The organism is Kitasatospora sp. NPDC028055 (assembly GCF_040637885.1).
Taxonomy (GTDB): domain Bacteria; phylum Actinomycetota; class Actinomycetes; order Streptomycetales; family Streptomycetaceae; genus Kitasatospora.
Genome location: NZ_JBEZXE010000011.1, coordinates 116650 through 139362, shown reverse-complemented (window position 1 = coordinate 139362; position 22713 = coordinate 116650). Strand labels below are relative to the sequence as shown.

The following is a 22713-nucleotide window of genomic DNA, read 5'->3' as shown; positions in this document are numbered from 1 at the left end:
CCCTCCGTGTTGGACACCGCCCGCACCATCCGCATCGGCGCCCGCACCTCCCCGATGTCCCTCGCCCAGGTCGCCCGCGTCACCGAGGACCTGCGCGAGCGCTACCCCGAGGCCACGGTCGAGCTGGTGCCGTTCACCGCCGCCGGGGACCTGGAGCCCGGCCGCCAGGCCGAGCTGCACGACAAGGGCGCCTTCACCGGCGAGATCGAGGAAGCCCTCCTAGCCGGCGTCTGCGACATGGCCGTGCACTGCATGAAGGACGTGGCCGGGCACCCGCTGAACCCGCCGGGCACCATCTTCGCCGCCCACCCGAAGCGGGCCGACATCCGCGACGCCCTGATCCACCCCGGCGGCCTGACCCTGGACCAGCTGCCGCCCGGCACCCGCGTGGGCACCTCCGCCGTCCGCCGGATCGCCCAGCTCACCGCCAGCCACCCCCACCTGGACCTGGCCCCCGTCCGGGGCACCGCGAACCTGCGGATCGAGGCCCTGGAACGGGGCGAGGTCGACGCCCTGGTCCTCGCCGCCTCCGGCCTGGAGCGGATCGGCGAGGTCCACCGGATCAGCGAGGTGCTGTCCGTCGAGCAGATGTGCCCGCCGCTGGGCGCCGCCGTCCTCGGCCTCCAGTGCCGCGCCGACGACATCGAGATGATCGCCCTGCTGACCCCGCTCGGCCACCGCCTCACCCTGCGCGAGATCAACGCCGAGCGGGCCCTCCTGAACGTCCTGCGCGGCCACTGCAACAGCCCGATCGCCGGATACGCCCGCGCCCACGAGGACGACCGCCTGTCCCTGCGAGCGATGGTCTTCTCCCCCGACGGCGCGACCGTGATCACTGCCAGCCGCACCAGCGACCGGCTCACCCCGCCGGCTCTCGGCGAGGCCGTCGCCGAAGAGCTGATCCAGGGCGGCGCCCGCGAGCTGATCGACGCCATCGCTCACTGAGCCAAGGCAGAGTGGGGGTCGTCACGACGACCCCCACTCGCTCCCCAAACCACCCGCCCGCTTGCCCCACGGAGCGACCTAGAATCCTGAACACAAGAACTTGACAGGGAAGCAGACCGCGGCGCGGACCCGGTCGCGGGCCTCGGTGAGCGCCTTGTCGGGCAGGCCGACCAGGGTGAACGCGGCCACCCCGGGCTCCAGATCGGCCTGGACCTCGACGATCACTCCGTCGACGCCGACCAGCGCGACGGAACAGGTACGGGCGAAGGCCATCTCAGACCACCCCCCGCAGGTGGTCGACCAGGGCCGCACCCCGGGCCCGGTTGACCACGGCCACCAGGTCGATCCGCACCCCGCCCGGTGGGGCGGGCGGCCACTGCGGATCGGACGGCCCGGGGTCGTACCCGGGCCCGGCCAGCCGGGCGAAGTGCTCGGGCCAGCGTTCGGCCAGCCAGCGCTCGGCGAGCCGCCGCAGCCGGGCGGCCTTGGCCCGGTCGATGGCCTCGCTGGGCTGTTGGAAGCCCCGCTCGGAGCGGGTCTTCACCTCGCAGACCGCGACGGTGTCGCCGTCCAGGGCGACGATGTCCAGCTCGCCCTCGGCGCAGCGCCAGTTGCGGTCGAGGATGCGGAGCCCGGTGTCCGTGAGGTGCCGGGCGGCGACCCGCTCGCCGTAGCGGCCGAGCCCGTTCCTGGTGCCGCGGTCCTCCCCGGCCCCGCCGTCCGCCCCGGTCGCGGCCGCGTTCGGTACGGCCCGCTCCTGCACGGTCTGGTCCTGCACGATGGTGTTCTGCACGGTGACCACCTCCGCCGAGGAGGCTGCACCACCGTGCACACCGACGCCGGGAAATTCCGTTCCCCTGTGGATAACCCGGGCCTGTGGACAACTCTTGTCACCCGCAGGAGTGAGAAGCCCCCGTCACGCGAAATTCGGCTGGACAACGCGGGACGGAGTCGTTCAACGTCAGTTCCCGAAGCCGGACTCGTCCGAGGGCAGCTCCAGATCGCTCTTCGCGAGTTCCTCGATGTTCACGTCCTTGAAGGTCAGCACCCGGACCTTACGGACGAACCGGGCCGGCCGGTACATGTCCCAGACCCACGCATCCGCCATCGACACCTCGAAGAACACCTCGCCCTGGACCGAGTGCACCTGCAGCTCGTAGTCGTTGGTGAGGTAGAACCGTCGCTCGGTCTCGATCACGTACTTGAACAGGCCGACGACGTCCCGGTACTCCCGGTAGAGCTTGAGCTCCATCTCGGTCTCGTACTTCTCGAGATCTTCGGCACTCATCCAGGCGTCCCCTCAACTTGTCACGTCCACCCATTGTGGACCACCGCACCCACGCTCAGAGCCGTACCGGATCGACCGGCGGGCCCTCTGCGAGCAGTCGCTCCAGGAAGCCCGCCAGTCCGGCCGGATAGACCGTCTCGGCGGTCCCCCGAAGTTCCTCGACCGTCCACCAGCGCGCCGCGAGCAGCTGGGCGTGCTCGTCCTCGCCCATGCCCGAGTGGTCCAGGCCCGTCTCCGTGGTCCGGGCCAGGTGGAACCACTGCTCCTGCTCGTAACGCTGTCCCCGAAAGGAGAACGACACCGTGCCGTACGCCACCAAGGGCCCCAGGGCCACACCCCGCAAGCCGGTCTCCTCCGCGAGCTCCCGCTCGGCGGCCGCCCGCACGTCCTCCCCCGGCTCCAAGCCGCCCCCGGGCGTGAACCACCACGTCTCGTCGGGCACCGCGGGATCGACGCCCAGGAACAGGAGGATGCGGTCCAGCCCGTCCAGCAGCAGGATCCGCGCCGCCCGGCGACGCTGTGCAGTCATGGCAGCGCTCCACGCTCCTTCCGTTCGCATCGGTGGCGCTACCGATCCTGCCACCCGGCGCGTCCGTCCGGGGCGATGTTCGACAGAGCGGCCCGACCTGCGACGGCCGCGCTCAGGAGCTGCGCCCCCGGCGGAGGCGGCGCGCCAGGCCGGCCACCCCGCCCACCGCCGAGGTCAGCACGATCAGCGCCGCGCCCGCGACGGTCGCGTAGGCGGCGGGCTCCAGCGGGCCGGGCTCCGCGGCCCGGGGGCCCGCGAAGCCGTCGAAGGCCGAGGTCCGCTCCAGCAGGGCGGTCCGGCCGAGGGGCAGCAGGGTGGCCTCGACCCTCGCCTCGACGGCGGTGGCCGGGACGGTCCCCCCGTCGACCTCCAGGTGGGTGCGGGAGTCCAGCGAGCCGACCCGGTTGTCACCGAGCACGAACAGCCGGCCCTGCGGCACCGTCACGCTGAACGACTCGCCCTGGCGGCCCTGGGTCGCGAGGTACGGCTCGTCCACCGGCTGCCCGTTGACCGTCAGCCGGTGGTCCGCGGCGGTGGTGGCGACGGTGTCGCCGCCGACCGCGACGACCCGCTTGACCATGAGTTCCCCGCCCCAGGCCTGGTCGCGGAAGACCACCACGTCGCCCCGGCCGACGGCGCCGCCGTCGACCTTGCGGGCGAGCACGGTGTCGCCGATCCGGAGCGTCGGGTGCATCGAGGCGGTGGGGATCTTGTACGGCCGGTAGTCGACCGCGATGAGGGCGAACCCGCCGATCATCAACACCAGCCCGAGCGCGATCGCGACCCCCTGCAGCACCGCGGCGGGCCGGCGGCCGGACGGGGCGGGCGCGGCCGAGTGGTCGGCCGACTGTTCCACGACACTGCTCATCGACACCGTCCACCTTTGGCCGACCGGAGAACACCACTGGCACGCCGGTGGCTCGGGCGAGAACGCCGACGGGCCGTGGCACGTCCGAGCAGATTACTCGTCGGTACCACGGCCCGCGCAAGGGTCGGGGAGGAGCAGGTGGAGCTCAGGACTCCTTCCGGCGCTCCGTCCGGGCCCGCACCCGACGCACCAGCGGAAGCAGCGCGACGGCCCCCACCGCACCGGCCACGGGGGGCGCGGCCGGCAAGGCCGCCGCCAGGCCCTTCTGGTCGAAGGTGTCCGGCACCGGGAGCGTGGACCAGTGGCCGATCGGCCAGGCCACCACGAAGGCGCGCCCGATCACGTTGTCCACCGGCACGGACCCGCCGCCCGGCTGGTCCATGTGGAAGCGGGAGTCCAGCGAGTCGGCGCGGTGGTCGCCCATCACCCAGATCCGCCCGTTCGGCACCTTGATCGGGCCGAAGGGCTGAGTCCCGCAGGGGGTGTTGCCCGGGTAGATGTACGGCTCGTTGAGCGCGACGCCGTTGACCTTGACCGGGCCGTCGTTCTTGCACTCGACGGTGTCGCCGCCGACCGCGATGACCCGCTTGATCAGGTCCTTCTCGTTGGCGGAGGGCATCAGCCCGACGAAGCTGAGCACGTCCTGGACCCCGCGGACGAAGGAGTTGCTGCTCTGCTGGGTCGGCTCGTCGCCCAACCAGCCGCCCGGGTCGTGGAACACCACGACGTCCCCGCGCTCGGGTTCGGCGCCGAACCACGGGGTCAGCTTGTCCACCAGCACGCGGTCGCCGACCTGCAGCGTGTTCTGCATCGACTCGGACGGAATGGAGAACGCCTGGACGAAGAAGGTCTTGATCACCAGCGCCAGGATCAGTGCGATGCCGACCAGGATCGGCAACTCCTTCAGGAAGGAGCGCTGCTTGCGCGGCTTGGCCGGAGCCTCCGACTCCGGCTCGTCGGTCGGCCCGCTCTCCGGCTGCCGGGGCTCCGCCGGGCCGTCGGCCCCGCTCCCGTGCTCGTCGGCGGTCTGGGCGGCCGTGTCCTCGACCGCGGCGGAAGGCGCCGAGGACTCGGCGGACCGGGTCACCCGACCGCCCGGGCCCTCGGGTTCCCCGGCGCCTGAGCGGGCGCCGATCACCAAATCCCCCACAACGTCTCCTCCCTGCTGTGCGGACGCCTGCGCGCCCGCGCTCAGAGTGCCGCACAGCGGGCACCACGCTCACCACGACCATGAACGCATCAGGGTTGCCCACAGCAGGCTCTCCTGACACCAACCCGGCCCCGGCGCACGACCGGGACCACTCCCGGCCGTACCTGCACTTCTCTATCACTCCAGGGCATCCGGCTCGCGGTTCCACACGCGCCGTCCGGCCGTCCGACGACCGGAGCGGCTCACCGCGGAGGCCGCCCCGACCGGCGAACGACGAACGGAAGGATGCCCAACACACCCATAACGAGCGGTGGTTCCAATGGAACCGGCCCAATGCCCATCGATTCCGGCGCAGTTCCGCCGGGCCGCGAGCTCGCGGCGAGAGAGGAGAGTGAACCGGGCTCGGCGAGTTGATGGAGCCGGCCCAGCGGCCACCCGATCATGAAGGCGCGACCGACCACGTCGCTCAGCGGGACGGTGCCCTGCCCGGGGTTGCCCATGTGGAAGCGGGAGTCGGCGGAGACGTCGCGGTGGTCCCCCATCACCCAGATCCGCCCCTTCGGCACCGTCACCTTGAACGGCTGGCGGGACGGCGGGTTGCCCGCCGCGAGGTACGGCTCGTCCACCGCACGGCCGTTGACGCTGAGCCGCCCCTGCGGGTCGCAGCACTCGACGGTGTCCCCGCCGACGCCGATCACGCGCTTGATCAGGTCCTGCTCGTCGTCGGACGGCAGCAGCCCGACGTAGGTCAGCACGTGCTTCGCCGGGCCCAGGACCGGACCGTCGTCGGAGGCCTTGCGATCGTTCTCCAGCCAGCCGCCCGGGTCCTTGAACACCACCACGTCGCCGCGCTGCGGCTCACTGCCGAACCAGGGGGTCAACTTGTCCACCAGCACCCGGTCCCCGACCTGGATGGTCTGCTCCATCGAGCCCGAGGGGATCACGAACACCTGGATCATGAAGGTCTTCATCACCAGTGCCACCAGCAGGGCCACCAGGATGATCAGCGGGAACTCGCGCAGCAGCGAGCGCTTGCGCCGTCGGGCCGCGCGGCGGGCGCTGCGGCGACGATCGGCGCGGCCGCGGACCGGCGCGACCGTCGCGGCCGTCGCGACCGTCGCGGCCGGTCCGACCGCGGACTCCCCCGCTCCGCTCCCGCCCCCGCTCCCGCCCGGTTCCGGAGCCGGGCGGTCGGCGACCCGGCCCCTACCCCTGGTCCCCACGGCCACCAGTCCCCGGGACCGCGGCGAAGGCCGCGGGCCAGTCCAGGCCGGTCAGGCGCGAGAACGGGTAGACCACCCAGTCCGCCCGGCCGATCACCTTGTCCTCGGGCACGAACCCGCCACCGGGCTCCCCGAGGTGGTCGCGGGAGTCCCGGGAGGCGCTCCGGTGGTCGCCCAGCACGAACAGCTTGCCGTTCGGCACCAGGACGTCGAAGGCCACCGCGGACGGCTGGTCGCCCGGGGCCAGGTAGGCGCTCTCGTCGAGCGGCACACCGTTGACGGTGAGCGGCGCCCCCGGGCCGGTGCTCCGCACCCGGTCCCCGGCGACGCCGATCACGCGCTTGACGTAGACCGTGTCGCCGGCCGGGACCAGCCCCAGGTCCCGGCCGACCGAGCGGAGGTCGTCCCAGAACCCCGGCGGCTCGGCCGAATCCCGGAGGAAGGAGCCCGTCCCGTCGAAGACCACCACGTCGCCGCGCTGGGGATGCCCGCCGAAGGCGTAGGCGAGCTGGTTGGCGACCAACCGGTCGCCGGGCTGCAGGGTGTCCTCCATCGAGCCCGAAGGCACCGTGAACGGACGGGCCACGAAGGCGTTCACCAGCAGCAGGGCCGCCAGACAGATCCCGACCAGCAACAGCAGGTCCCGCGAGCGCGACCGCCCGGGCTCTTCGGCGTCGGTCTCGGCCTCACCCTCGGCCACGTCACCGGGCTCGGGCTCGGCCCCCGCCCCTACCCCCGCCGACCGCTGCTCCGGCTCGGAAACGACCGCGGACCGCGACAGCGAGTCCGCACCGGTGGGTGCGGGACTGCTGTCGCGGTCCGCGGGTGGTTCGTGCGTGCTCATCGGGCGCAGAGCTTACCTTGCGGTGGCCCGGCCCCTCGGAGCGCTCCGGTCCCCCGGCGCGGCCGGGGGGCGGTGGATCAGCGGTCGCGCTTCTCCTTGATCTTCGCGGCCTTGCCGCGGAGGTCACGCAGGTAGTACAGCTTGGCGCGGCGAACCGCACCGCGGGTCACGACCTCGATCTTCTCGACGACCGGGGTGTGCACCGGGAAGGTGCGCTCCACGCCGACGTTGAAGCTGACCTTGCGGACGGTGAAGGTCTCACCGATGCCGGCGCCGTGGCGGCGGATGACGACGCCCTGGAAGACCTGGACACGGGAGCGGTTGCCCTCGATGACCCGGACGTGAACCTTCAGGGTGTCACCGGCACGGAAGGCCGGGATGTCGGTGCGCAGCGAGGCCGCGTCGACAGCAGCGAGCTTGTTGCTCATGTTGCTCTCCATCGCAGGCGCCACGGGCCGCCCACGGAAGTTCGTCACAATGGGGTGAGCTGCGGGCCGCATCGGCTGACGGCGATCCCCCCGTGGCGGGGGCGCCGGTCCACGCGCCCCCTACGGAAGGGGGCCAGCGACAGACAGCAGCGGCCTATTCTTCCACATCGACGGCCGTGGACCGAAATCGGCCGAGCTCCTCGTCCCAGACCAGGCCCAGGGCGTTGAGCGCCGCCCGGTCCTTCTTGTCGAAGGCGCCGTACTGCCAGCGCCCGACCAGGTCGGGCCGGTTGGCCAGGGTGCGGGCGAAGGCCTGCTCCCGCCGCCAGCGGGCGATCTTGCCGTGGTTGCCGCTGAGCAGGACGTCCGGGACGGTCCGGCCGCGCCACTCGGCGGGCTTGGTGTAGACCGGGCCCTCCAGCAGGTCGGCCATCGCGCCGGGCGCGAAGGAGTCGTCCCGGTGCGACTCGGCGTTGCCGAGCACGCCGGGCAGCAGCCGGGCGATCGCCTCGACCATCACCAGCACCGCGACCTCGCCGCCGGCCAGCACGTAGTCGCCGATCGAGGCCTCGACCACCGGCATCCTGGTGGCCGCCTCCTCGATGACCCGGCGGTCGATGCCCTCGTACCGCGCGGGGGTGAACGCCAGCCAGGGGCGCCCGGCGAGTTCCTGGGCGAGCTCCTGGGTGAACGGCCGCCCGCTGGGCGTGGGAACGACCAGGGTGGGCACCTGGCCCTCGGGGCCGCCGGCCACCACCGCGTCCAGCGCCTCACCCCACGGCTCGGGCTTCATCACCATGCCGGGGCCGCCGCCGTACGGGCTGTCGTCCACCGTGCGGTGCACGTCGTGGGTCCATCCGCGCAGGTCGTGGACGTGCACGTCCAGCTGGCCGCGGGCCCGGGCCTTGCCGACCAGCGAGATGTTCAGCGGCTCCAGGTACTCCGGGAAGATCGAGACGACGTCGATCCGCATCCCCGACTGGACGCCCGGGGTGACCGCCGCAGCGCTCTCCGGGGCGTCCGCCGGTACGGCCGCCGGGTTGTCCCCCGCTACGGACGTCGGGGCGTCCGCCGGTACGTCCGTCCGGGCGAGGTCCTGCTCCGTGCTCACTCGGACTCCTCCGGCTCCTCCGAAGCGCCGCCGGCGACCTCGGCGTCGTCGAGGTCGATCAGCCCGGGCGGCGGGGTGATCACGGCCCGCTGGTTCTCCAGGTCGATGGTCGGCACGATCTGGGTGACGAAGGGCACCAACACCTCCGTGCCGTCGGCCTTCTCCACCGTGAGCAGGTCCTGGTACGGCAGGTGGACGACCCCGGTCAGCTCGCCGACCCGGGTGCCGTCGAGCAGCACCACGTCGAGGCCGACCAGCTGGTGGTCGTAGTACTCCTCCGGGTCGTCCGGACGCTCCTCCGGGTCGACCTCGGAGATCAGCAGGGTGCCCCGCAGCGCCTCCGCCGCGTTGCGGTCCTTGACGCCGGCGAAGCGCAGCAGCAGCCGGCCGCTGTGCACCCGGCCGGACTCGACGGTCAGGGGCCCGGCCGAGGCCGGGTCGGTGAGCAGGACGGCACCGGGGCCGAGCCGGAGTTCCGGCTCGTCGGTGCGGACCTCGACACTGACGTCCCCCCGGATGCCGTGGGCACGGCCGATCCTGCCGACGACGAGCTGCACGGTGATCGTTCTCCTGGAGTTGCTGGGCGAGAAGGCAGAGACAAAGGCTGGTGACGAAACCGGTGACGAAGGCTGGGTCCGGCGGCCGGAGACAGAGAAAGGCCGACCGGGACGACATGCGTCCCGGTCGGCCTCAAGCCCGACGGCTGAACGAGCAGCTGCGTCAGCGAATGTTGTCCACGTCGACCAGGTCGACCCGGACGTTGCGACCGCCGAGGGCGCCGACCACGGTGCGCAGTGCGCGCGCCGTGCGGCCACCCCGGCCGATCACCTTGCCGAGGTCATCGGGGTGCACCCGCACCTCGATGGTGTTGCCCCGACGCAGGTTGCGCGAGCGCACCTGCACCTCGTCGGGGTGCTCGACGATGCCCTTCACCAAATGGTCGAGGGCGTCCTCGATCACGATCAGGCCTCGGCGCCGGCGTCGGCCTCAGCCTCGGCCTTGTCCGACTTCTTGGCCTTCGGGGTGATGGCGACACCGGTGGTGGCGTCCTCGAAGCCGGCGACGGCCTTCGCGAACAGGTGCGAGAAGTCCTCGACCTTGGGCTCGGCGACCTTCAGCGGCTCCGGAGCCGGCAGGCCCTTGAACTTCTGCCAGTCGCCGGTCAGCTTGAGGATGGCGAGCACCGGCTCGGTCGGCTGGGCGCCGACGGACAGCCAGTACTGGGCGCGCTCGCCGTCGACCTCGATCTTCGAGGGGTTGTAGGTCGGCTGGTAGATGCCGATCTCCTCGATCGCGCGACCGTCACGCTTGGTGCGGGCGTCGGCGACGACGATGCGGTAGTGCGGGGAGCGAATCTTGCCGAGACGCTTGAGCTTGATCTTGACTGCCACGGGAGTGGATTCTCCTGGTGTTGACGTGGGTGAGGGGTCTCGCGTCCGCGTGGGGTTGCGGGGCGGTCCGCTCAAGGGACACGCCAGCCGTAGGAGAGAGGGGTCCTGCTCGGCTGCCGAGTACTCAGCTGTCCATTCTGCCATATCGGCGGCAGAGCTCTTCACCCGGCCGTCGCAGACGGAGCCGGGGAGCACCTGGGCCGGAGCCGGGGAGCACCTGGACCGGAGCCGGGGGCGCCTCGGACGGTGCCGAGGGAGCGCCTCGGGCGGAGCCGAGAAACAACTGGGCCGGAGCAGGGGGAACCGCTCAGGGCTCGACCGGGAGCCCCCGCTCCCGGTCAGCCCACGGACTCACCAATGCCACCGATGCCGCCGGTGCCGATCATCCCGGCCGAGCCGACTGCCCGCACAGTCGTCGACCGGTCCCGACCCCGGATTACGCGATCTTGAACGGTTGCTGGCACGCGCCGCAGACGATGGACGCCTGGGCGAGCACCGACGGCACGACCCGGACGTTGCGCCCGCAGCCGCAGACGGCCTTGACCCGGACGCCGCCCCCGGAGGAACCGTGCCGGGCGGCCGGGCCGCGGAACGCGCGGTTGGTGCCGTCGCCGGCCACCGCTTCCTGGTGCGCGCCGAGGGCGCGGTCCAGCCGCTCGATGGTCTCGGCGTAGCGCTCCTGCGTCTCCTTGAGCATGGTCACCTGGGAGAAGCCGCTGCTGGCGTGCGGCTCGACCGGGTGCGCCAGGCCCAGCTCGGAGGCGAGCATCAGGAAGCGCCGGTTGTGGTAGCGGCCGGCCCGCGAGGTGTCCCGGATGTCCCGGGCCGCGGCCAGACCGTGGGCAGCCTCGTGGAGGAGCCGCTCGAAACCGAGCCGCGTGCCACAGGCCGAGGAGGACTCGCCGATCAGTGCCTCGGGCGAGGCCAGGTCGGGGAGGTCCTGGTGGTAGGCCTGGATGTCGCTCCAGGCGGCGGCCAGTTCGGCCGCGAGGACGAGGGGCTGTGTCGTGCTCACGCTAGACCAACGATGCAGAGTGTGCCGATGTTCCGCATGTTCCCGTTCTCCGGGAATTCCCAGGGAACTCCCAGGAATGCACGACTGCGCGCGAATTGCGCGTTCCGGATCTGAGACAAGACCAACCCCCTGCGGGTTTCGGCCCGTCGCAACGTCGGCGGGCCTCGTGAATTCCGTCCGGAGAGCGGGCTGTCGCCCCCTGGACGTACGGCCCGTGGGCCCGTCGAAGTTGACAGGGCCACGGGCCGTACACCGTACCGCTATTCCGTTAATACCGGCAGTTGACCGGCCAGTAGGGATGTACCCTACTCGGCCCGCTCCGGCAGAGTTACCGGATTCTTACCCGCCCGCATTCCGGGCAAATGTCGCCGCCGCCGGTCATTACCCGACGACGGCCGACATCGGTGGGCGGCACGCGATCAGTACGCGCACGCCACGATCACATCAGTACGCGCGTGCGACGATCGCGATATTGCCGTCCTGGTCGTCCGCCTGCGGCACCGAACCGTCGGCCGCGACGATGCAGCGCACCGTGACGCCCTGCTCGGCCAGCTTGGCCTCGCCCTCCGGGCCGAGGTCGGCCCAGGAGATCCGGGCCCAGCCGGTCGCGGCGGCCTCCACGGCCTCGTCGAGGGTCTTGACGTCGACGGTGCGGGACTCGCGGCGCTCGCGGGACTGGCGCAGCAGCAGCGCCTGGTCCTCCTCCAGGACGCCCGGCAGCAGGGCGGCCAGCGCGTCGATGGAGACCGGCTCCTTGCCGCCCGGGATGCGGCGGGCCAGCATCGCGGTGCCGTTCTCGAGGTCGCGCGGGCCGACCTCGATGCGCACCGGAACGCCCTTGAGCTCCCAGTCGACGGCGCGGCGGCCGAACGGGGTGTCGGTGCGGTCGTCGACCACCACCCGGATGCCGACGGCCTCCAGCTGGGCGCCGATCTCGCGGACCTTGGCGATGACGGCGTCGTCGCCCTTGATGGCCAGCACCACGGCCTGGACCGCGGCCAGGCGCGGGGGCACCCGCAGGCCGTTGTCGTCGCCGTGGGACATGATCAGGCCGCCGACCATGCGGGTCGAGACGCCCCAGGAGGTCTGCCAGACGTACTCGCGCTCGGCGCCCTGCAGCTGGTAGGTGGTGTTGAACGCCTTGGCGAAGTTCTGGCCCAGCTCGTGGCTGGTGCCCATCTGCAGCGCCTTGCCGTCACCCATCATGCCCTCGAGGGTGAGGGTGTTGATGGCGCCGGCGAAGCGCTCCTTGGCGGTCTTGCGGCCGAGCACGACGTCGATGCCGAGCACGTTGGTCATGAAGTCGCCGTAGACCTGGGTGTGGATCATCGACGCGTACGCACGGGCGTCCTCGTAGGTGGCGTGGGCGGTGTGGCCCTCCTGCCAGAGGAACTCGGTGGTGCGCAGGAAGACGCGCGGGCGGAGCTCCCAACGGACCACGTTGGCCCACTGGTTGATCAGCAGGGGCAGGTCGCGGTGGCTCTGCACCCACTTCGAGAAGTACTCGTTGATGATGGTCTCGGAGGTCGGCCGGACGACGACCGGCTCCTCCAGCTGCTTGCCGCCGCCGTGGGTGACCACCGCGAGCTCGGGCGCGAAGCCCTCGACGTGCTCGGCTTCCTTCGTCAGGTAGGACTGCGGGATGAACATCGGGAAGTAGGCGTTCTGGGCGCCCGCCTTCTTGATGCGCGCGTCCATCTCCTGCTGCATCCGCTCCCACAGGCCGTAGCCGTACGGTCGGATGACCATGGTGCCGCGCACCGGACCGTTGTCGGCCAGCTCGGCCTTGTTGATGAGGTCCTGGTACCAGCGCGGGAAGTCTTCCGCCTGAGGGGTGAGAACGGGTGCCTTAGCCATGGGCGGAATGGTACGGGGATCGGCCCCCTCACTTCGAATCGGTATCACACCGATGAGGGGGTGAGGACACCCTCAGTCGTGGCACACCGACCGCAGGCCGCCCGCAGGGGGCGCACGACCGCGACACGCGCGCACCACCCCGCACCCCTCTGGACGCCGGGCCCGACCCGCTGTTCGCTGGAGTGGGGCGGGACTTTGGGGGAGCCGTAGCTGCACACCGAAGGACCGGATGGGAGGCCGCGATGGCTTCAGCTCGGACGACCGGCACGACCGCACGACCAGGGACCGCACGACCAGGGGCCGCACGACCGGCGGGCACACAACCGACCGGCGCACGACCGCACCACCCCCCGCAGGAGGCCGCAGGGCCCGCGCGGGCGCGCGACTGGGCGGAGATCCAGGAGCGCATGCTGGTGCCGCTCTACGAGGCGGTCTACGACCGCCTGGAGGTCGGTCCGGCGAGCAGCGTGCTGGGCCTGGGCTGCCGGTCCGGGCTGGCCCTGCTGCTGGCCGCCGGACGGGGCGCCCAGGTCGCCGGGCAGGAGCCGCGGGACGAGCTGCGCGAGCTGGCCCGGGGCCGTCGGCTGCGGGTGTGCGCGGGGGCCCGGCCGACCGCCGCCGTCCCCCGCTCGGCCCATTCGCTGGTGACGGTCTTCGACCAGTTGCCCGGCTCCGCCGAGCCCGGGCCGGTGGTCGCCGAGGCGGCCCGGCTCACCCTCCCGGGCGGGCACGTGGTGCTCGCCGCCTGGGGACCCCCGGAGCGCTGCGAGAGCGCCCCGGTGCTGGACGCCGCCCGCCGGACGGCCGGGCGGGCCACCGCGCGCGACCCCTTCGAACTGAGCGCGCCGGGGGCGCTGGAGGACCTGCTGCCCCCGGCCGGCCTGCGTCCGGCCGGCAGCGGCCGGGTGAGCTGCCCGTTCGCCTACCCGGACCTCGACAGCGCGGTGCGCGGCCTGCTCTCCACCGGACTGTTCGAGGCGGCCGAGGAGTTCTCCGGCGCCCCGCTGGTGGCCAAGGAGCTGGAGGAGGCGCTGCAGCCGTACCTGCGCCCGGACGGCTCGGTCCGGATGGAGAACGTCTTCCGCTACCTGGTCGCCGAGCGGCCCCGCTGATCGCGGGCGGCCCCGCCGGAGGCCCGTCGGCCCCGCGGATCTGCCCCGCGGATCTGGCCCGCGGATCTGCCTGCCGGAGACCCCTGTGCCCCACTGATGTGCCCCGCGAAAACCGGGGGCGCCCGCCACCACGGCGGGCGCCCCCGGTTCCCGGCTCACGCCTCCTCTTCGGAGGCCTTCCGCGGCACCCCGGCGGCCCGGTAGGCCGCCTCCTCGTCCAGGGTCTCCGCCTCCAGCAGCGCCGCCGCCAGCGCGTCCAGCCGGTGCCGCTCCTCGTTCAGGATCCGCACCGCGTCCTCGTAGCACTCGGCGACGATCCGCCGGGCCTCCTCGTCCACCGCGTCCAGCGTGGTCGGCGCCGCCGAGAGCCCGTACGCGCCCTGGGCGTCCGCGGGCACGGCGGTGAGCCGCCCGACCCGCTCGCTCATCCCCCATCGCCCGGCCATCCCGCGGGCGATGTTGGTGACCTGCTCCAGGTCGCTCTCCGCGCCGGTGGTGATCACCCCGTAGACCACCTGCTCGGCGGCCATCCCGCCGAGCGCGCCGATGATCCGGCCGCGCAGGTAGGGCTCGGTGTACGAGTAGCGGTCGTTCTCCGGGGTGGAGAGGGTGACGCCGAGGGCGCGGCCGCGCGGCACGATGGTGATCTTGCGGACCGGGTCCGCGCCCGGCTGGAGCATGCCCAGCAGCGCGTGGCCGCTCTCGTGGTACGCCGTCCGCTCGCGCTCCTCCTGCGGCATCACCAGCGGTCGCACGGCGCCGAGTTGGACCTTCTCCAGGGCGTCCGAGAGGTCCCGCTCGTTGACCGTGTCCTGCTGCCGCTTGACGGCCAGCAGGGCGGCCTCGTTGACCAGGTTGGCGAGTTCGGCGCCGGTCATCCCGGGGGTGACCTTGGCCAGCTGGGTGAGGTCGGTGTCGCCGGCCAGCGGGACGGCCCGGGTGTGGATGCGCAGGATCGCCGCGCGCCCCTCCCGGTCGGGCGGGCTGACGGTGATCCGGCGGTCGAAGCGGCCGGGGCGCAGCAGCGCCGGGTCGAGCACGTCGGCCCGGTTGGTCGCGGCGATCACGATGACGCCCTCGGAGCCGGTGAAGCCGTCCATCTCGGTGAGGATCTGGTTGAGCGTCTGCTCGCGCTCGTCGTGCCCGCCCATGCCGCCGCCGGCGCCGCGCTGGCGGCCGATGGTGTCGATCTCGTCGATGAAGATGATCGCCGGGGCGACCTTGCGGGCCTCGGCGAACAGTTCGCGGACCCGGCTGGCGCCGACGCCGACGATCATCTCGATGAACTCGGAGGCGGAGGCGGAGAAGAACGGCACGTCCGCCTCGCCGGCCACGGCCCGGGCCAGCAGGGTCTTGCCGGTGCCGGGCGGGCCGCTGAGCAGCACCCCGCGCGGCATCTTGGCGCCGAGCCTGCGGTAGCGCTCGGGGTTCTTCAAGTAGTCGACCACTTCGGTGAGTTCGGCCTCGACCTCGTCGATGCCGGCCACGTCGGCGAAGGTGGTGCGCTTGCCCTGGTCGGCGGTGACCGGCTTGGGCGGGGCCTTGCGGCCGAGCGGTCCGCCGCCGAGTCCGCCGGCCATCCGGCGGGCCAGCAGCACCCAGACGAAGACCAGCAGCAGCATCGGGGCGAGCGAGAGCAGCAGGTTGGTCAGGAAGCTGCGCTGCTGGACCGGGGAGGTGGCGGTGACCTCGACGCCCTGCTGCTGCAGGGTGGTCCACAGGTTGTCGCCCGCGAAGGAGGGGCGCTGGGTGGCGAAGTCCGTGTAGTCGCCCTTGCCGCCGTCGGGCTTGGGCTGGGCGCCCTTGAGGGTGCCCTCGATCGCGTCGCCCTTGGCGTAGATCTTGGTGATGTTGCCCTTGTTCAGCTGGTTGTTGAACTCGGTGTAGGAGATCGTGGTGGCGCCCTGGTTGCCGAAGAACGACAGCAGCAGGTCGGAGATCAGGAACACCACGAGCGCGGTGAGGACGAGGCCCGCCCAGCCGCCGGGCATCCGGCGGCGGGGCGGCGGCGGGGGCGGGGCGCCCTCGGACCGCCAGGGCTGGTCGGGGGTCTGGCGCGGCGGCACGGGTTCGGTCACCCACCGGACGATACGGACAGCCGCTCGGGCGGGCCAACCGCAACGCCGCGCCCGACCGCCCGTACGGCCCGCACCGAGGCCTGCGACCAGCGGATATGACCTTCCGACGGCGGACTACGCCGTGCCGCCCGGCCACTCCTCCGCGGTCAGCGCGAACCGCTCGTGGTCGCGCCAGTCCCCCTGGAGGAACAGCATCCGCGGGGTGTAGCCCTCGTGCCGGAAGCCCAGCCGCTTGGCCAGCGCGATCGAGCGCTCGTTCTCCGGCTGTACGTTGATCTCCAGCCGGTGCAGGCCCAGCCCGCCGGCCGACTGCGGGGCGAAGCAGCGGTCCAGGACCAGTCGCAGGCCCTCGGTCATCCGCCCGGTGCCCGCGTACGGCAGGTACGAGTCGTAGCCCAGCGAGGCGTTGCAGAACCGGCCCATCACGATGTTGGCGACGTTCACCTTGCCGACCAGCCCGCCGGTCTCCCGGTCGATGACCAGGAACGTGCGCAGGCCCGCCCCCTGGCGTCCGAGCAGTTCCGGCAGCCCGTCCGGCTCGACCGGGTTCCACCGTCCGATGTGCTCGGCGGAGCGTCGGACCGCCTCCGCGTACTCAACCTCGTCCTCGGCCCTCGGGGCCCTGATCATCACTCGCACGCCGACATCATCTGACATGCCGACATCATCCGGCACCGCGAAGCCCGTCGGACACGCGAACGGCCCGCCGCCCGGAGAGCTCCGGACGACGGGCCGCACAGCGGGACGCCGAGGACTACAGCAGGTCCTTGAACTCCTTGGGCAGTTCGAAGTCGGCCGGGCCCTTGCCCGCGCCGAGACCGAACGCGCCGCCGTCGGCCGGGCCCTGGCCGGCGCCCGGGCCGAGCGCGCGGCGCTCGGCGGCCGCGGCCTCCTCCTGCGCCCGCTTCAACGGGTTGCCGCTCTTGCGCTTGCCCTTGGCCTGCGGGGCCTTCTTGCCGGACTTCTTCGCGCCGCCGCCCATGCCCGGGATCCCCGGCATGCCGGGCATGCCCTTGCCGGAGGCCATCGCGGACATCATCTTGCGGGCGTCGAAGAACCGCTCGACCAGGTTCTTCACCTCACCGACCTGGACGCCCGCGCCCTTGGCGATGCGGGCCCGGCGGGAGCCGTTGATCAGCTCCGGCTCGGCGCGCTCGGTCGGGGTCATCGACTTGATGATCGCGCCGACCCGGTTGACGTCCTTGTCGTCGATGTTGTTGATCTGCTCGCGGATCTGGCCCATGCCGGGCAGCATGCCGAGCAGCTTGGAGATCGAGCCCATCTTCTGGACCTGCTCCAGCTGGGACAGGAAGTCGTCCAGCGTGAAGGCCTTCGGGCCGCCGCGCAGCTTGGCGGCGATCTTCTCGGCCTCGGCCTGCGAGAAGGTCTGCTCGGCCTTCTCGATCAGCGAGAGGACGTCGCCCATGCCCAGGATGCGCGAGGCCATCCGGTCCGGGTGGAAGGCGTCGAAGTCGTCGACCTTCTCGCCGTTGGAGGCGAACATGATCTGGCGGCCGGTGACGTGGGCGACCGACAGGGCGGCACCGCCGCGGGCGTCGCCGTCGAGCTTGGAGAGCACGACACCGGTGAAGTCGACGCCGTCGAGGAAGGCCTGCGCGGTGGTGACCGCGTCCTGGCCGATCATCGCGTCGACGACGAACAGGACCTCGTCCGGGTTCACCGCGGCGCGGATGTCGGCGGCCTGCTGCATCAGCTCGGCGTCGATGCCCAGGCGGCCGGCGGTGTCGACGACGACGACGTCGTACTGCTTCTGCTTGGCGTACTCGATCGAGTCCTTGGCGACCTGCACCGGGTCGCCGACGCCGTTGCCCGGCTGCGGGCCGTAGAAGGCCACGCCGGCGCGCTCGGCGACCACCTGGAGCTGGTTGACCGCGTTGGGGCGCTGGAGGTCGCAGGCGACCAGCAGCGGGGTGTGCTTCTGCTTCTTGAGCCAGGCGCCGAGCTTGCCCGCCAGGGTGGTCTTACCGGCACCCTGGAGACCGGCGAGCATGATGACCGTCGGGCCGCTCTTGGCGAACCGCACCCGGCGGGTCTCGCCACCGAGGATGGCGATGAGCTCCTCGTTGACGATCTTGATGATCTGCTGCGCCGGGTTCAGCGCGCCGGAGACCTCGACGCCGAGCGCCCGCTCCTTGACCTGCTTGATGAAGGCCCGGACGACCGGCAGCGCGACGTCCGCCTCCAGCAGCGCGATGCGGATCTCGCGGGCGGTGGCGTCGATGTCCGCCTCGCTCAGGCGGCCCTTGCCCCGGAGGTTCTTGAACGTCGCTGCGAGGCGATCGGAAAGGGTGTCGAACACGTCGTCGCGGGTCCTCTGCGGCATCGGTATCGGTACGGTCGTCGTCCCCAGGGTATCCGGCCGCCCCGGGTACGGTCTCCACCCCCGTACGGGCGGAGCTCCACCGCCCGTGCGGGCAGGCCTCCGCCGCCCGGGCGGGAGGCCCTCAGTCCAGCGCCGACCGGACCGCCGCCGCCACCTCCCGGGCCCGCTCGGCGTCCAGCGGCAGGCCCGCCGGATCGGTCAGGTAGAAGGAGTCGACGGCCTCCGCCCCCAGCGTGGAGACGTGCGCGGTGCGCACCCGCACCCCCGCCCCGTCCAGCGCCCGGCCGATCCGGTGCAGCAGCCCGGGGGCGTCGTGCGCCCGGACCTCCAGCACGGTCGCGGTCGCCGAGGCCACCGCGGGCGCCACCGTGACCAGCGGCGGCGGGGTCGGGATGCCCTTGCGGCGCGGGGCGGCGGCGTCCCGCTCGGCGAGCCGGCGGGAGACGTCCAGCGAGCCGTCCAGCGCCCGGCGCAGGTCCGCGCGCAGCCGGGCCGCCTCCGGCAGCTCGCCGAACTCGGCCGCCACCCGCCAGGACAGCAGCAGCACCGGGCCGGCGCCGATCGGGTCCAGCTCGCGCAGGCCCGCCGAGCGGACGGTCAGCCGGTGCAGCGCCAGCACCCCGGCGACGGTGCCGAGCAGCCCGGGCCGGTCCGGGACGGCCAGGTTCAGCTCGACGCCCATCGGCTCGGTGCCCGGGTCCGCCCCCTCGGCCTGGGCCAGCAGCGAGAGCGCGGGGGCGCCGGTGCGGGCGGCCTCGACCGCCAGCCGCTCCTGCTCCGCGCCGGGCGGCGCCTGCGCCGGGGCGACCGCGCCGCCGGCCAGCTGCGCGGCGACCCGGGCCACCAGGCCGTCCACCAGGGAGGCCCGCCAGCTGCTCCACGCCGCCGGGCCGGTGGCCAGCGCGTCGGCCTCGGTGAGGGCGTGCAGCAGTTCCAGCTCCGGCAGGGTGCCGACCGCCTTGGTGATCGCCTCGACGGTGGCCGGGTCGTCCGGGTCGCGCCGGGTGGCGGTGTCCACCAGCGTCAGGTGGTGGCGGACCAGCACCGCCAGGGTCTCGGTGTCCTCGGCGGGGAAGCCCATCCGGGCAGCCAGGTCGCGGACGATCACCTCGCCGGCCTCGCTGTGGTCGCCGGGCCAGCCCTTGCCGAGGTCGTGCAGCAGCGCGGCGACCAGCAGCAGGTCCGGTCGGGCCACCCGGCGGGTCATCGCGGCGGCCCGGACCGCCGTCTCGACCAGGTGCCGGTCCACCGTCCAGCGGTGCACCGCGTTGCGCTGCGGACGGCAGCGGACCCGCTCCCAGTCCGGCAGCAGCCTGGTCACCAGCCCCTCCGCCTCCAGCGCCTCCCACACCGGGACGGCCGCCTCCCCCGCCCCCAGCAGGGTCACCAGCTGCTCGCGCGCCTCGTCCGGCCAGGGCACCGGCAGCGGGCGGCACTCGGCGGCCAGCCGGCGCACCGTCGCGTACGAGACGGTCAGCCCGTTCTGCGCGGCGGCGGCCGCGGCGCGCAGCGGCAGCACCGGGTCGGCGGCCGGGCGGGCGGCCTGGGCGAGCACCGCCTCGCCGTCCTGCTCGACCACGCCCTCGGCGAGCGGACGGCGGGCGACGGCCCCCCGGCCCACCGCGCCGGCGCCCCGCCCGGCGCCGGTGAACGGGAAGCCCAGCCGGACCGCCCGGCGGCCCCGGCCGGACCGGGCGGCGAGCACCCGGTCCACCGCCCGCCAGGTGACGTCGCTCGCGTAGGCGATGGTCCGGGCGGCCTCGTAGACCTGGCGCAGCAGGGTGTCGGCGTCCAGCACGCCGAGCCGCTCGGCGACCTGGTCCTGGTCCTGGAGGCCGAGCCGCTCGGTGGCCCGGCCGGTGACCAGGTGCAGCGCGTCGCGGACGTCGGCGAGGCGCAGGGCGGCGGCGTCCAGGCCGTCCCGGGGCGCGTCGGCCAGCCAGGTGGCGGCGACGGCGTCCAGCGCGACCAGGTCGCGCAGACCGCCGCGGGCCTCCTTGAGGTCGGGCTCCAGCAGGAAGGACAGTTCGCCGTGCCGCTCGGCCCGCTCCCGGCCCAGCTCGCGCAGTTCGGGCAGCCGGGCGGGGGCGCTCGCGCGCCAGTCGGTGAACACCGCGGAGCGCAGCGTGGCGGTGAGCTCCCGGTCCCCGGCGAGGTGCCGGGCGTCCAGCAGGCCGAGCTGGGCCTTGAGGTCGGTGGCGGCCACCGCCCGGGCCTCGGCGACGGTGCGCACCGAGTGGTCGAGCTTGGCGCCCGCGTCCCAGACCGGGTACCAGATCCGCTCGGGCAGCTCGCGGGGGATCGGGCCGGCATGCAACAGCAGGACGTCCAGGTCGCTGCGCGGGGACAGCTCGCCCCGGCCGTAGCCGCCGACGGCGACCAGCGCGACGCCGGAGGCCGGGGCTCCGGCATCGGCGAGCAGCGCGGCCAGCCAGTCGTCGGTGAGCCGGGCGAGCGCGGCCCGGCGCGGGCGGCCGGTCAGCCCGGGGCGCTCCAGCAGCGCGGTCCTGGCCGCCGCGTGGCCGAGGGGGTCGGAGGGGCTGGTCTCGGTGGTCATGCGCGTGGGTCCCGTCCGTGGTGCGGATGAGCCGTCGTAGGGAGGAGCCGTCGTAGGGCTGGGCCGTCGTAGGGCTGGGCCGTCGTAGGGCTGGGCCGTCGTAGGGCTGGGCCGTCGTGCGGCTGGGCGTCGCAGGGCCGAGCCGTGGTGCGGCTGAGCGGGGATGCGCCGACGGGCGGACCCGCGCCCCGGGCAGGGGGCGGATCCGCCGGATCGGTCAGTGCCTCACAGGGCGTCCGGGCCGCGTTCGCCGGTGCGGACCCGGACGGCGGTGTCGACCGGGATGCTCCACACCTTCCCGTCGCCGATCTTCCCGGTGCGGGCGGCCTTCACCAGGACGTCGATCAGGTCGTCGGCGTCCTCGTCCTCCACCAGGACCTCGATCCGGACCTTCGGTACCAGGTCGACGGTGTACTCGGCGCCCCGGTAGACCTCGGTGTGGCCGCGCTGGCGGCCGTAGCCACTGGCCTCGGTGACGGTGAGGCCGTGGACCCCGAAGGCCTGCAGGGCGGCTTTCACCTCGTCCAGGCGGTAGGGCTTGATCACAGCGGTGATGAGCTTCATCAGGCGTCGACCTCGGTCTTCTCGACGGACGTCCCGGTGGACGTGTCAGCGGGCTTTCCGGCGGGCGGGTCAGCGGGCTTCCCGGCGGGCTTCCCACCGTGCGCGGCACCGGCGCCCACGGTCGGGAGCGCCCGGGCCAGCCCCGCACCGACGGCGCTGAAATCGTAGGCGGACTCGGCGTGTTCGGCCTGGTCGATGCCGGCCACCTCGACCTCCTCGGGGACCCGGAAGCCGACCAGCTTGTCGACCGCCTTGGCCAGCAGCCAGGACAGCACGAAGGAGTACGCGGCGACCACCGCCACGCCCATCGCCTGCTTGCCGAGCTGGCCGAGACCGCCGCCGTAGAACAGGCCCTTGGCGGTCTGGCCGACCCCGCCGGTGGCGAACAGGCCGATCAGCAGCGAGCCGATCGCCCCGCCCACGGCGTGCACACCGACCACGTCGAGCGAGTCGTCGAAGCCCCAGCGGTACTTGAGCGAGACGGCGGCGGCGCAGACGGCGCCCGCGACCAGGCCGATCGCCACCGCGCCGAGCGGGCTGACCGAGCCGCAGGCCGGGGTGATCGCGACCAGCCCGGCCACCGCGCCGGAGGCGGCGCCCAGCGTGGTGAACGCGCCGTGCTTGAGCTTCTCGAAGACCAGCCAGCCGACCAGCGCCGCACCGGTGGCGACCTGGGTGTTCACCATCGCCATGGCGGCCACGCCGTTGGCGGCCAGCGCCGAGCCCGCGTTGAAGCCGAACCAGCCGAACCAGAGCAGCCCGGAGCCGAGCATCACCAGCGGCAGGCTGTGCGGGCGCATCGGGTCCTTCTTGAAGCCGACCCGCTTGCCCAGCACCAGGCAGAGCGCGAGGCCCGCGACGCCGGCGTTGATGTGCACGGCCGTGCCACCGGCGAAGTCGATCACGCCGTTGCGGTCGCCCAGCCAGCCGCCGTTGCCGCCGTCGAAGAAGAACACCCAGTGCGCGACCGGGAAGTAGACCACCGTCACCCAGAGCGCGATGAACAGGCCCCAGGCGGAGAACTTGGCCCGGTCCGCGATCGCACCGCTGATCAGCGCCGGGGTGATGATCGCGAACATCAGCTGGAAGACCGCGAACGCCGTGACCGGGATCGATCCGGTGAGCTCGTTCAGCCCGATGCCGCGCATCCCGAGGAAGTCCAGGTTGCCGATCAGCCCGGCGAAGGCGTCGGGCCCGAAGCTGAGCGAGTAGCCGTAGAGCACCCAGAGCACGCTGACGATGCCGAGCGAGAGAAAGCTCATCGCCAGCATGTTCAGTGTGCTCTTGGCCCTGACCATGCCCCCGTAGAAGAAGGCCAGGCCCGGGGTCATCACCATGACCAGGGCCGCACTGATGAGTACGAAGGCGGTGTCGCCCGCGCTGAAGCCGTCCGGCATCGGCGTCTCCTC

At 72.9% G+C, this 22713-nt stretch carries 22 protein-coding genes and 1 pseudogene; 2 read left to right on the top strand and 21 right to left on the bottom strand.

What is annotated here, in order from left to right; all coding sequences use genetic code 11:
• Nucleotides 1-6 precede the first annotated feature (6 nt).
• A complete protein-coding gene (gene hemC, locus AB0F71_RS15210) occupies nucleotides 7-945 on the top strand; it encodes a hydroxymethylbilane synthase (protein WP_360233174.1) in 939 nt (312 codons plus the stop codon).
• Between the two features lie 114 nt (nucleotides 946-1059).
• On the opposite strand, the pseudogene AB0F71_RS15205 reads toward hemC, so the two are convergent.
• The 15 genes and pseudogenes from AB0F71_RS15205 to proS all read right to left on the bottom strand — a co-directional run.
• Nucleotides 1060-1218, bottom strand: a pseudogene (locus AB0F71_RS15205) (magnesium chelatase domain-containing protein); the annotation flags it as partial.
• A gap of 1 nt (nucleotide 1219) precedes the next feature.
• Nucleotides 1220-1708 carry a YraN family protein gene (locus AB0F71_RS15200; protein WP_360233283.1) on the bottom strand — a complete coding sequence of 163 codons (489 nt, stop codon included), beginning with the start codon at nucleotides 1706-1708 and terminating at the stop codon, nucleotides 1220-1222.
• 198 nt (nucleotides 1709-1906) lie between these two features.
• Nucleotides 1907-2233, bottom strand: a complete 327-nt coding sequence (locus tag AB0F71_RS15195) for a DUF2469 domain-containing protein (protein ID WP_030056781.1) — start codon at nucleotides 2231-2233, stop codon at nucleotides 1907-1909.
• Between the two features lie 55 nt (nucleotides 2234-2288).
• On the bottom strand, nucleotides 2289-2762 hold the full coding sequence (locus AB0F71_RS15190) for an NUDIX domain-containing protein (protein WP_360233171.1): 474 nt from the start codon (nucleotides 2760-2762) through the stop codon (nucleotides 2289-2291).
• Nucleotides 2763-2874: 112 nt separating this feature from the next.
• Entirely contained in the window at nucleotides 2875-3630 is a 756-nt protein-coding gene (gene lepB / locus AB0F71_RS15185) for a signal peptidase I (RefSeq protein ID WP_360233168.1), read from the bottom strand.
• A 145-nt stretch (nucleotides 3631-3775) separates the two neighbouring features.
• A complete protein-coding gene (gene lepB / locus AB0F71_RS15180) occupies nucleotides 3776-4780 on the bottom strand; it encodes a signal peptidase I (RefSeq protein WP_360233166.1) in 1005 nt (334 codons plus the stop codon).
• A 242-nt stretch (nucleotides 4781-5022) separates the two neighbouring features.
• A complete protein-coding gene (gene lepB, locus AB0F71_RS15175) occupies nucleotides 5023-6003 on the bottom strand; it encodes a signal peptidase I (RefSeq protein ID WP_360233163.1) in 981 nt (326 codons plus the stop codon).
• A complete protein-coding gene (gene lepB, locus AB0F71_RS15170) occupies nucleotides 5987-6847 on the bottom strand; it encodes a signal peptidase I (protein ID WP_360233160.1) in 861 nt (286 codons plus the stop codon). The genes lepB (AB0F71_RS15175) and lepB (AB0F71_RS15170) overlap by 17 nt, the downstream gene beginning before the upstream one ends.
• Nucleotides 6848-6924: 77 nt before the next feature.
• Entirely contained in the window at nucleotides 6925-7275 is a 351-nt protein-coding gene (rplS, locus tag AB0F71_RS15165; RefSeq protein WP_030056776.1) for a 50S ribosomal protein L19, read from the bottom strand.
• Nucleotides 7276-7429: 154 nt separating this feature from the next.
• Nucleotides 7430-8248, bottom strand: a complete 819-nt coding sequence (trmD, locus tag AB0F71_RS15160; RefSeq protein WP_360233280.1) for a tRNA (guanosine(37)-N1)-methyltransferase TrmD — start codon at nucleotides 8246-8248, stop codon at nucleotides 7430-7432.
• Between the two features lie 134 nt (nucleotides 8249-8382).
• A complete protein-coding gene (rimM, locus tag AB0F71_RS15155) occupies nucleotides 8383-8943 on the bottom strand; it encodes a ribosome maturation factor RimM (protein ID WP_360233157.1) in 561 nt (186 codons plus the stop codon).
• Between the two features lie 163 nt (nucleotides 8944-9106).
• Nucleotides 9107-9346 (bottom strand): RNA-binding protein, encoded by a 240-nt coding sequence (locus AB0F71_RS15150; RefSeq protein ID WP_030056773.1) that lies wholly within the window; start codon nucleotides 9344-9346, stop codon nucleotides 9107-9109.
• 2 nt (nucleotides 9347-9348) lie between these two features.
• The gene (gene rpsP, locus AB0F71_RS15145; RefSeq protein WP_360233154.1) at nucleotides 9349-9777 is read right to left on the bottom strand and encodes a 30S ribosomal protein S16; all 429 of its coding nucleotides are present in this window, start codon (nucleotides 9775-9777) and stop codon (nucleotides 9349-9351) included.
• Nucleotides 9778-10213: 436 nt separating this feature from the next.
• Complete coding sequence (locus AB0F71_RS15140; protein WP_188307074.1) at nucleotides 10214-10792, bottom strand: hypothetical protein; 579 nt, start codon at nucleotides 10790-10792, stop codon at nucleotides 10214-10216.
• Nucleotides 10793-11236: 444 nt separating this feature from the next.
• The gene (gene proS / locus AB0F71_RS15135; RefSeq protein WP_360233152.1) at nucleotides 11237-12649 is read right to left on the bottom strand and encodes a proline--tRNA ligase; all 1413 of its coding nucleotides are present in this window, start codon (nucleotides 12647-12649) and stop codon (nucleotides 11237-11239) included.
• Between the two features lie 407 nt (nucleotides 12650-13056).
• Here proS and AB0F71_RS15130 point away from each other — a divergent pair, with 407 nt between their 5' ends.
• The gene (locus AB0F71_RS15130) at nucleotides 13057-13761 is read left to right on the top strand and encodes an SAM-dependent methyltransferase (RefSeq protein ID WP_360233149.1); all 705 of its coding nucleotides are present in this window, start codon (nucleotides 13057-13059) and stop codon (nucleotides 13759-13761) included.
• A 155-nt stretch (nucleotides 13762-13916) separates the two neighbouring features.
• Here AB0F71_RS15130 and ftsH read toward each other — a convergent pair whose 3' ends face one another.
• From ftsH to AB0F71_RS15100, 6 genes are all read right to left on the bottom strand, one after another.
• Nucleotides 13917-15839, bottom strand: coding sequence for an ATP-dependent zinc metalloprotease FtsH (ftsH, locus tag AB0F71_RS15125; RefSeq protein WP_360233146.1), 1923 nt, complete (start codon nucleotides 15837-15839; stop codon nucleotides 13917-13919).
• A 114-nt stretch (nucleotides 15840-15953) separates the two neighbouring features.
• Nucleotides 15954-16496, bottom strand: a complete 543-nt coding sequence (locus tag AB0F71_RS15120; RefSeq protein WP_360233143.1) for a GNAT family protein — start codon at nucleotides 16494-16496, stop codon at nucleotides 15954-15956.
• 97 nt (nucleotides 16497-16593) lie between these two features.
• Nucleotides 16594-18159, bottom strand: a complete 1566-nt coding sequence (ffh, locus tag AB0F71_RS15115; protein ID WP_360233277.1) for a signal recognition particle protein — start codon at nucleotides 18157-18159, stop codon at nucleotides 16594-16596.
• A gap of 145 nt (nucleotides 18160-18304) precedes the next feature.
• A complete protein-coding gene (locus AB0F71_RS15110; RefSeq protein ID WP_360233140.1) occupies nucleotides 18305-20740 on the bottom strand; it encodes a [protein-PII] uridylyltransferase in 2436 nt (811 codons plus the stop codon).
• Between the two features lie 225 nt (nucleotides 20741-20965).
• Nucleotides 20966-21304, bottom strand: a complete 339-nt coding sequence (locus AB0F71_RS15105; RefSeq protein ID WP_350524594.1) for a P-II family nitrogen regulator — start codon at nucleotides 21302-21304, stop codon at nucleotides 20966-20968.
• The gene (locus tag AB0F71_RS15100) at nucleotides 21304-22701 is read right to left on the bottom strand and encodes an ammonium transporter (RefSeq protein WP_360233137.1); all 1398 of its coding nucleotides are present in this window, start codon (nucleotides 22699-22701) and stop codon (nucleotides 21304-21306) included. Before AB0F71_RS15100 ends, AB0F71_RS15105 begins: the two co-directional genes overlap by 1 nt.
• Between the last annotated feature and the right edge of the window lie 12 nt (nucleotides 22702-22713).

Coding starts and splice junctions, on each gene's coding strand:
- AB0F71_RS15195 (WP_030056781.1), bottom strand. CDS start 2,233: ATGAGTGCCGAAGATCTCGAGAAGTACGAGACCGAGATGGAGCTCAAG.
- AB0F71_RS15190 (WP_360233171.1), bottom strand. CDS start 2,762: ATGACTGCACAGCGTCGCCGGGCGGCGCGGATCCTGCTGCTGGACGGG.
- lepB (WP_360233168.1), bottom strand. CDS start 3,630: ATGAGCAGTGTCGTGGAACAGTCGGCCGACCACTCGGCCGCGCCCGCC.
- lepB (WP_360233160.1), bottom strand. CDS start 6,847: ATGAGCACGCACGAACCACCCGCGGACCGCGACAGCAGTCCCGCACCC.
- rplS (WP_030056776.1), bottom strand. CDS start 7,275: ATGAGCAACAAGCTCGCTGCTGTCGACGCGGCCTCGCTGCGCACCGAC.
- trmD (WP_360233280.1), bottom strand. CDS start 8,248: ATGCGGATCGACGTCGTCTCGATCTTCCCGGAGTACCTGGAGCCGCTG.
- proS (WP_360233152.1), bottom strand. CDS start 12,649: ATGGCTAAGGCACCCGTTCTCACCCCTCAGGCGGAAGACTTCCCGCGC.
- AB0F71_RS15130 (WP_360233149.1), top strand. CDS start 13,057: ATGCTGGTGCCGCTCTACGAGGCGGTCTACGACCGCCTGGAGGTCGGT.
- AB0F71_RS15120 (WP_360233143.1), bottom strand. CDS start 16,496: ATGTCAGATGATGTCGGCGTGCGAGTGATGATCAGGGCCCCGAGGGCC.
- AB0F71_RS15110 (WP_360233140.1), bottom strand. CDS start 20,740: ATGACCACCGAGACCAGCCCCTCCGACCCCCTCGGCCACGCGGCGGCC.
- AB0F71_RS15105 (WP_350524594.1), bottom strand. CDS start 21,304: ATGAAGCTCATCACCGCTGTGATCAAGCCCTACCGCCTGGACGAGGTG.
- AB0F71_RS15100 (WP_360233137.1), bottom strand. CDS start 22,701: ATGCCGGACGGCTTCAGCGCGGGCGACACCGCCTTCGTACTCATCAGT.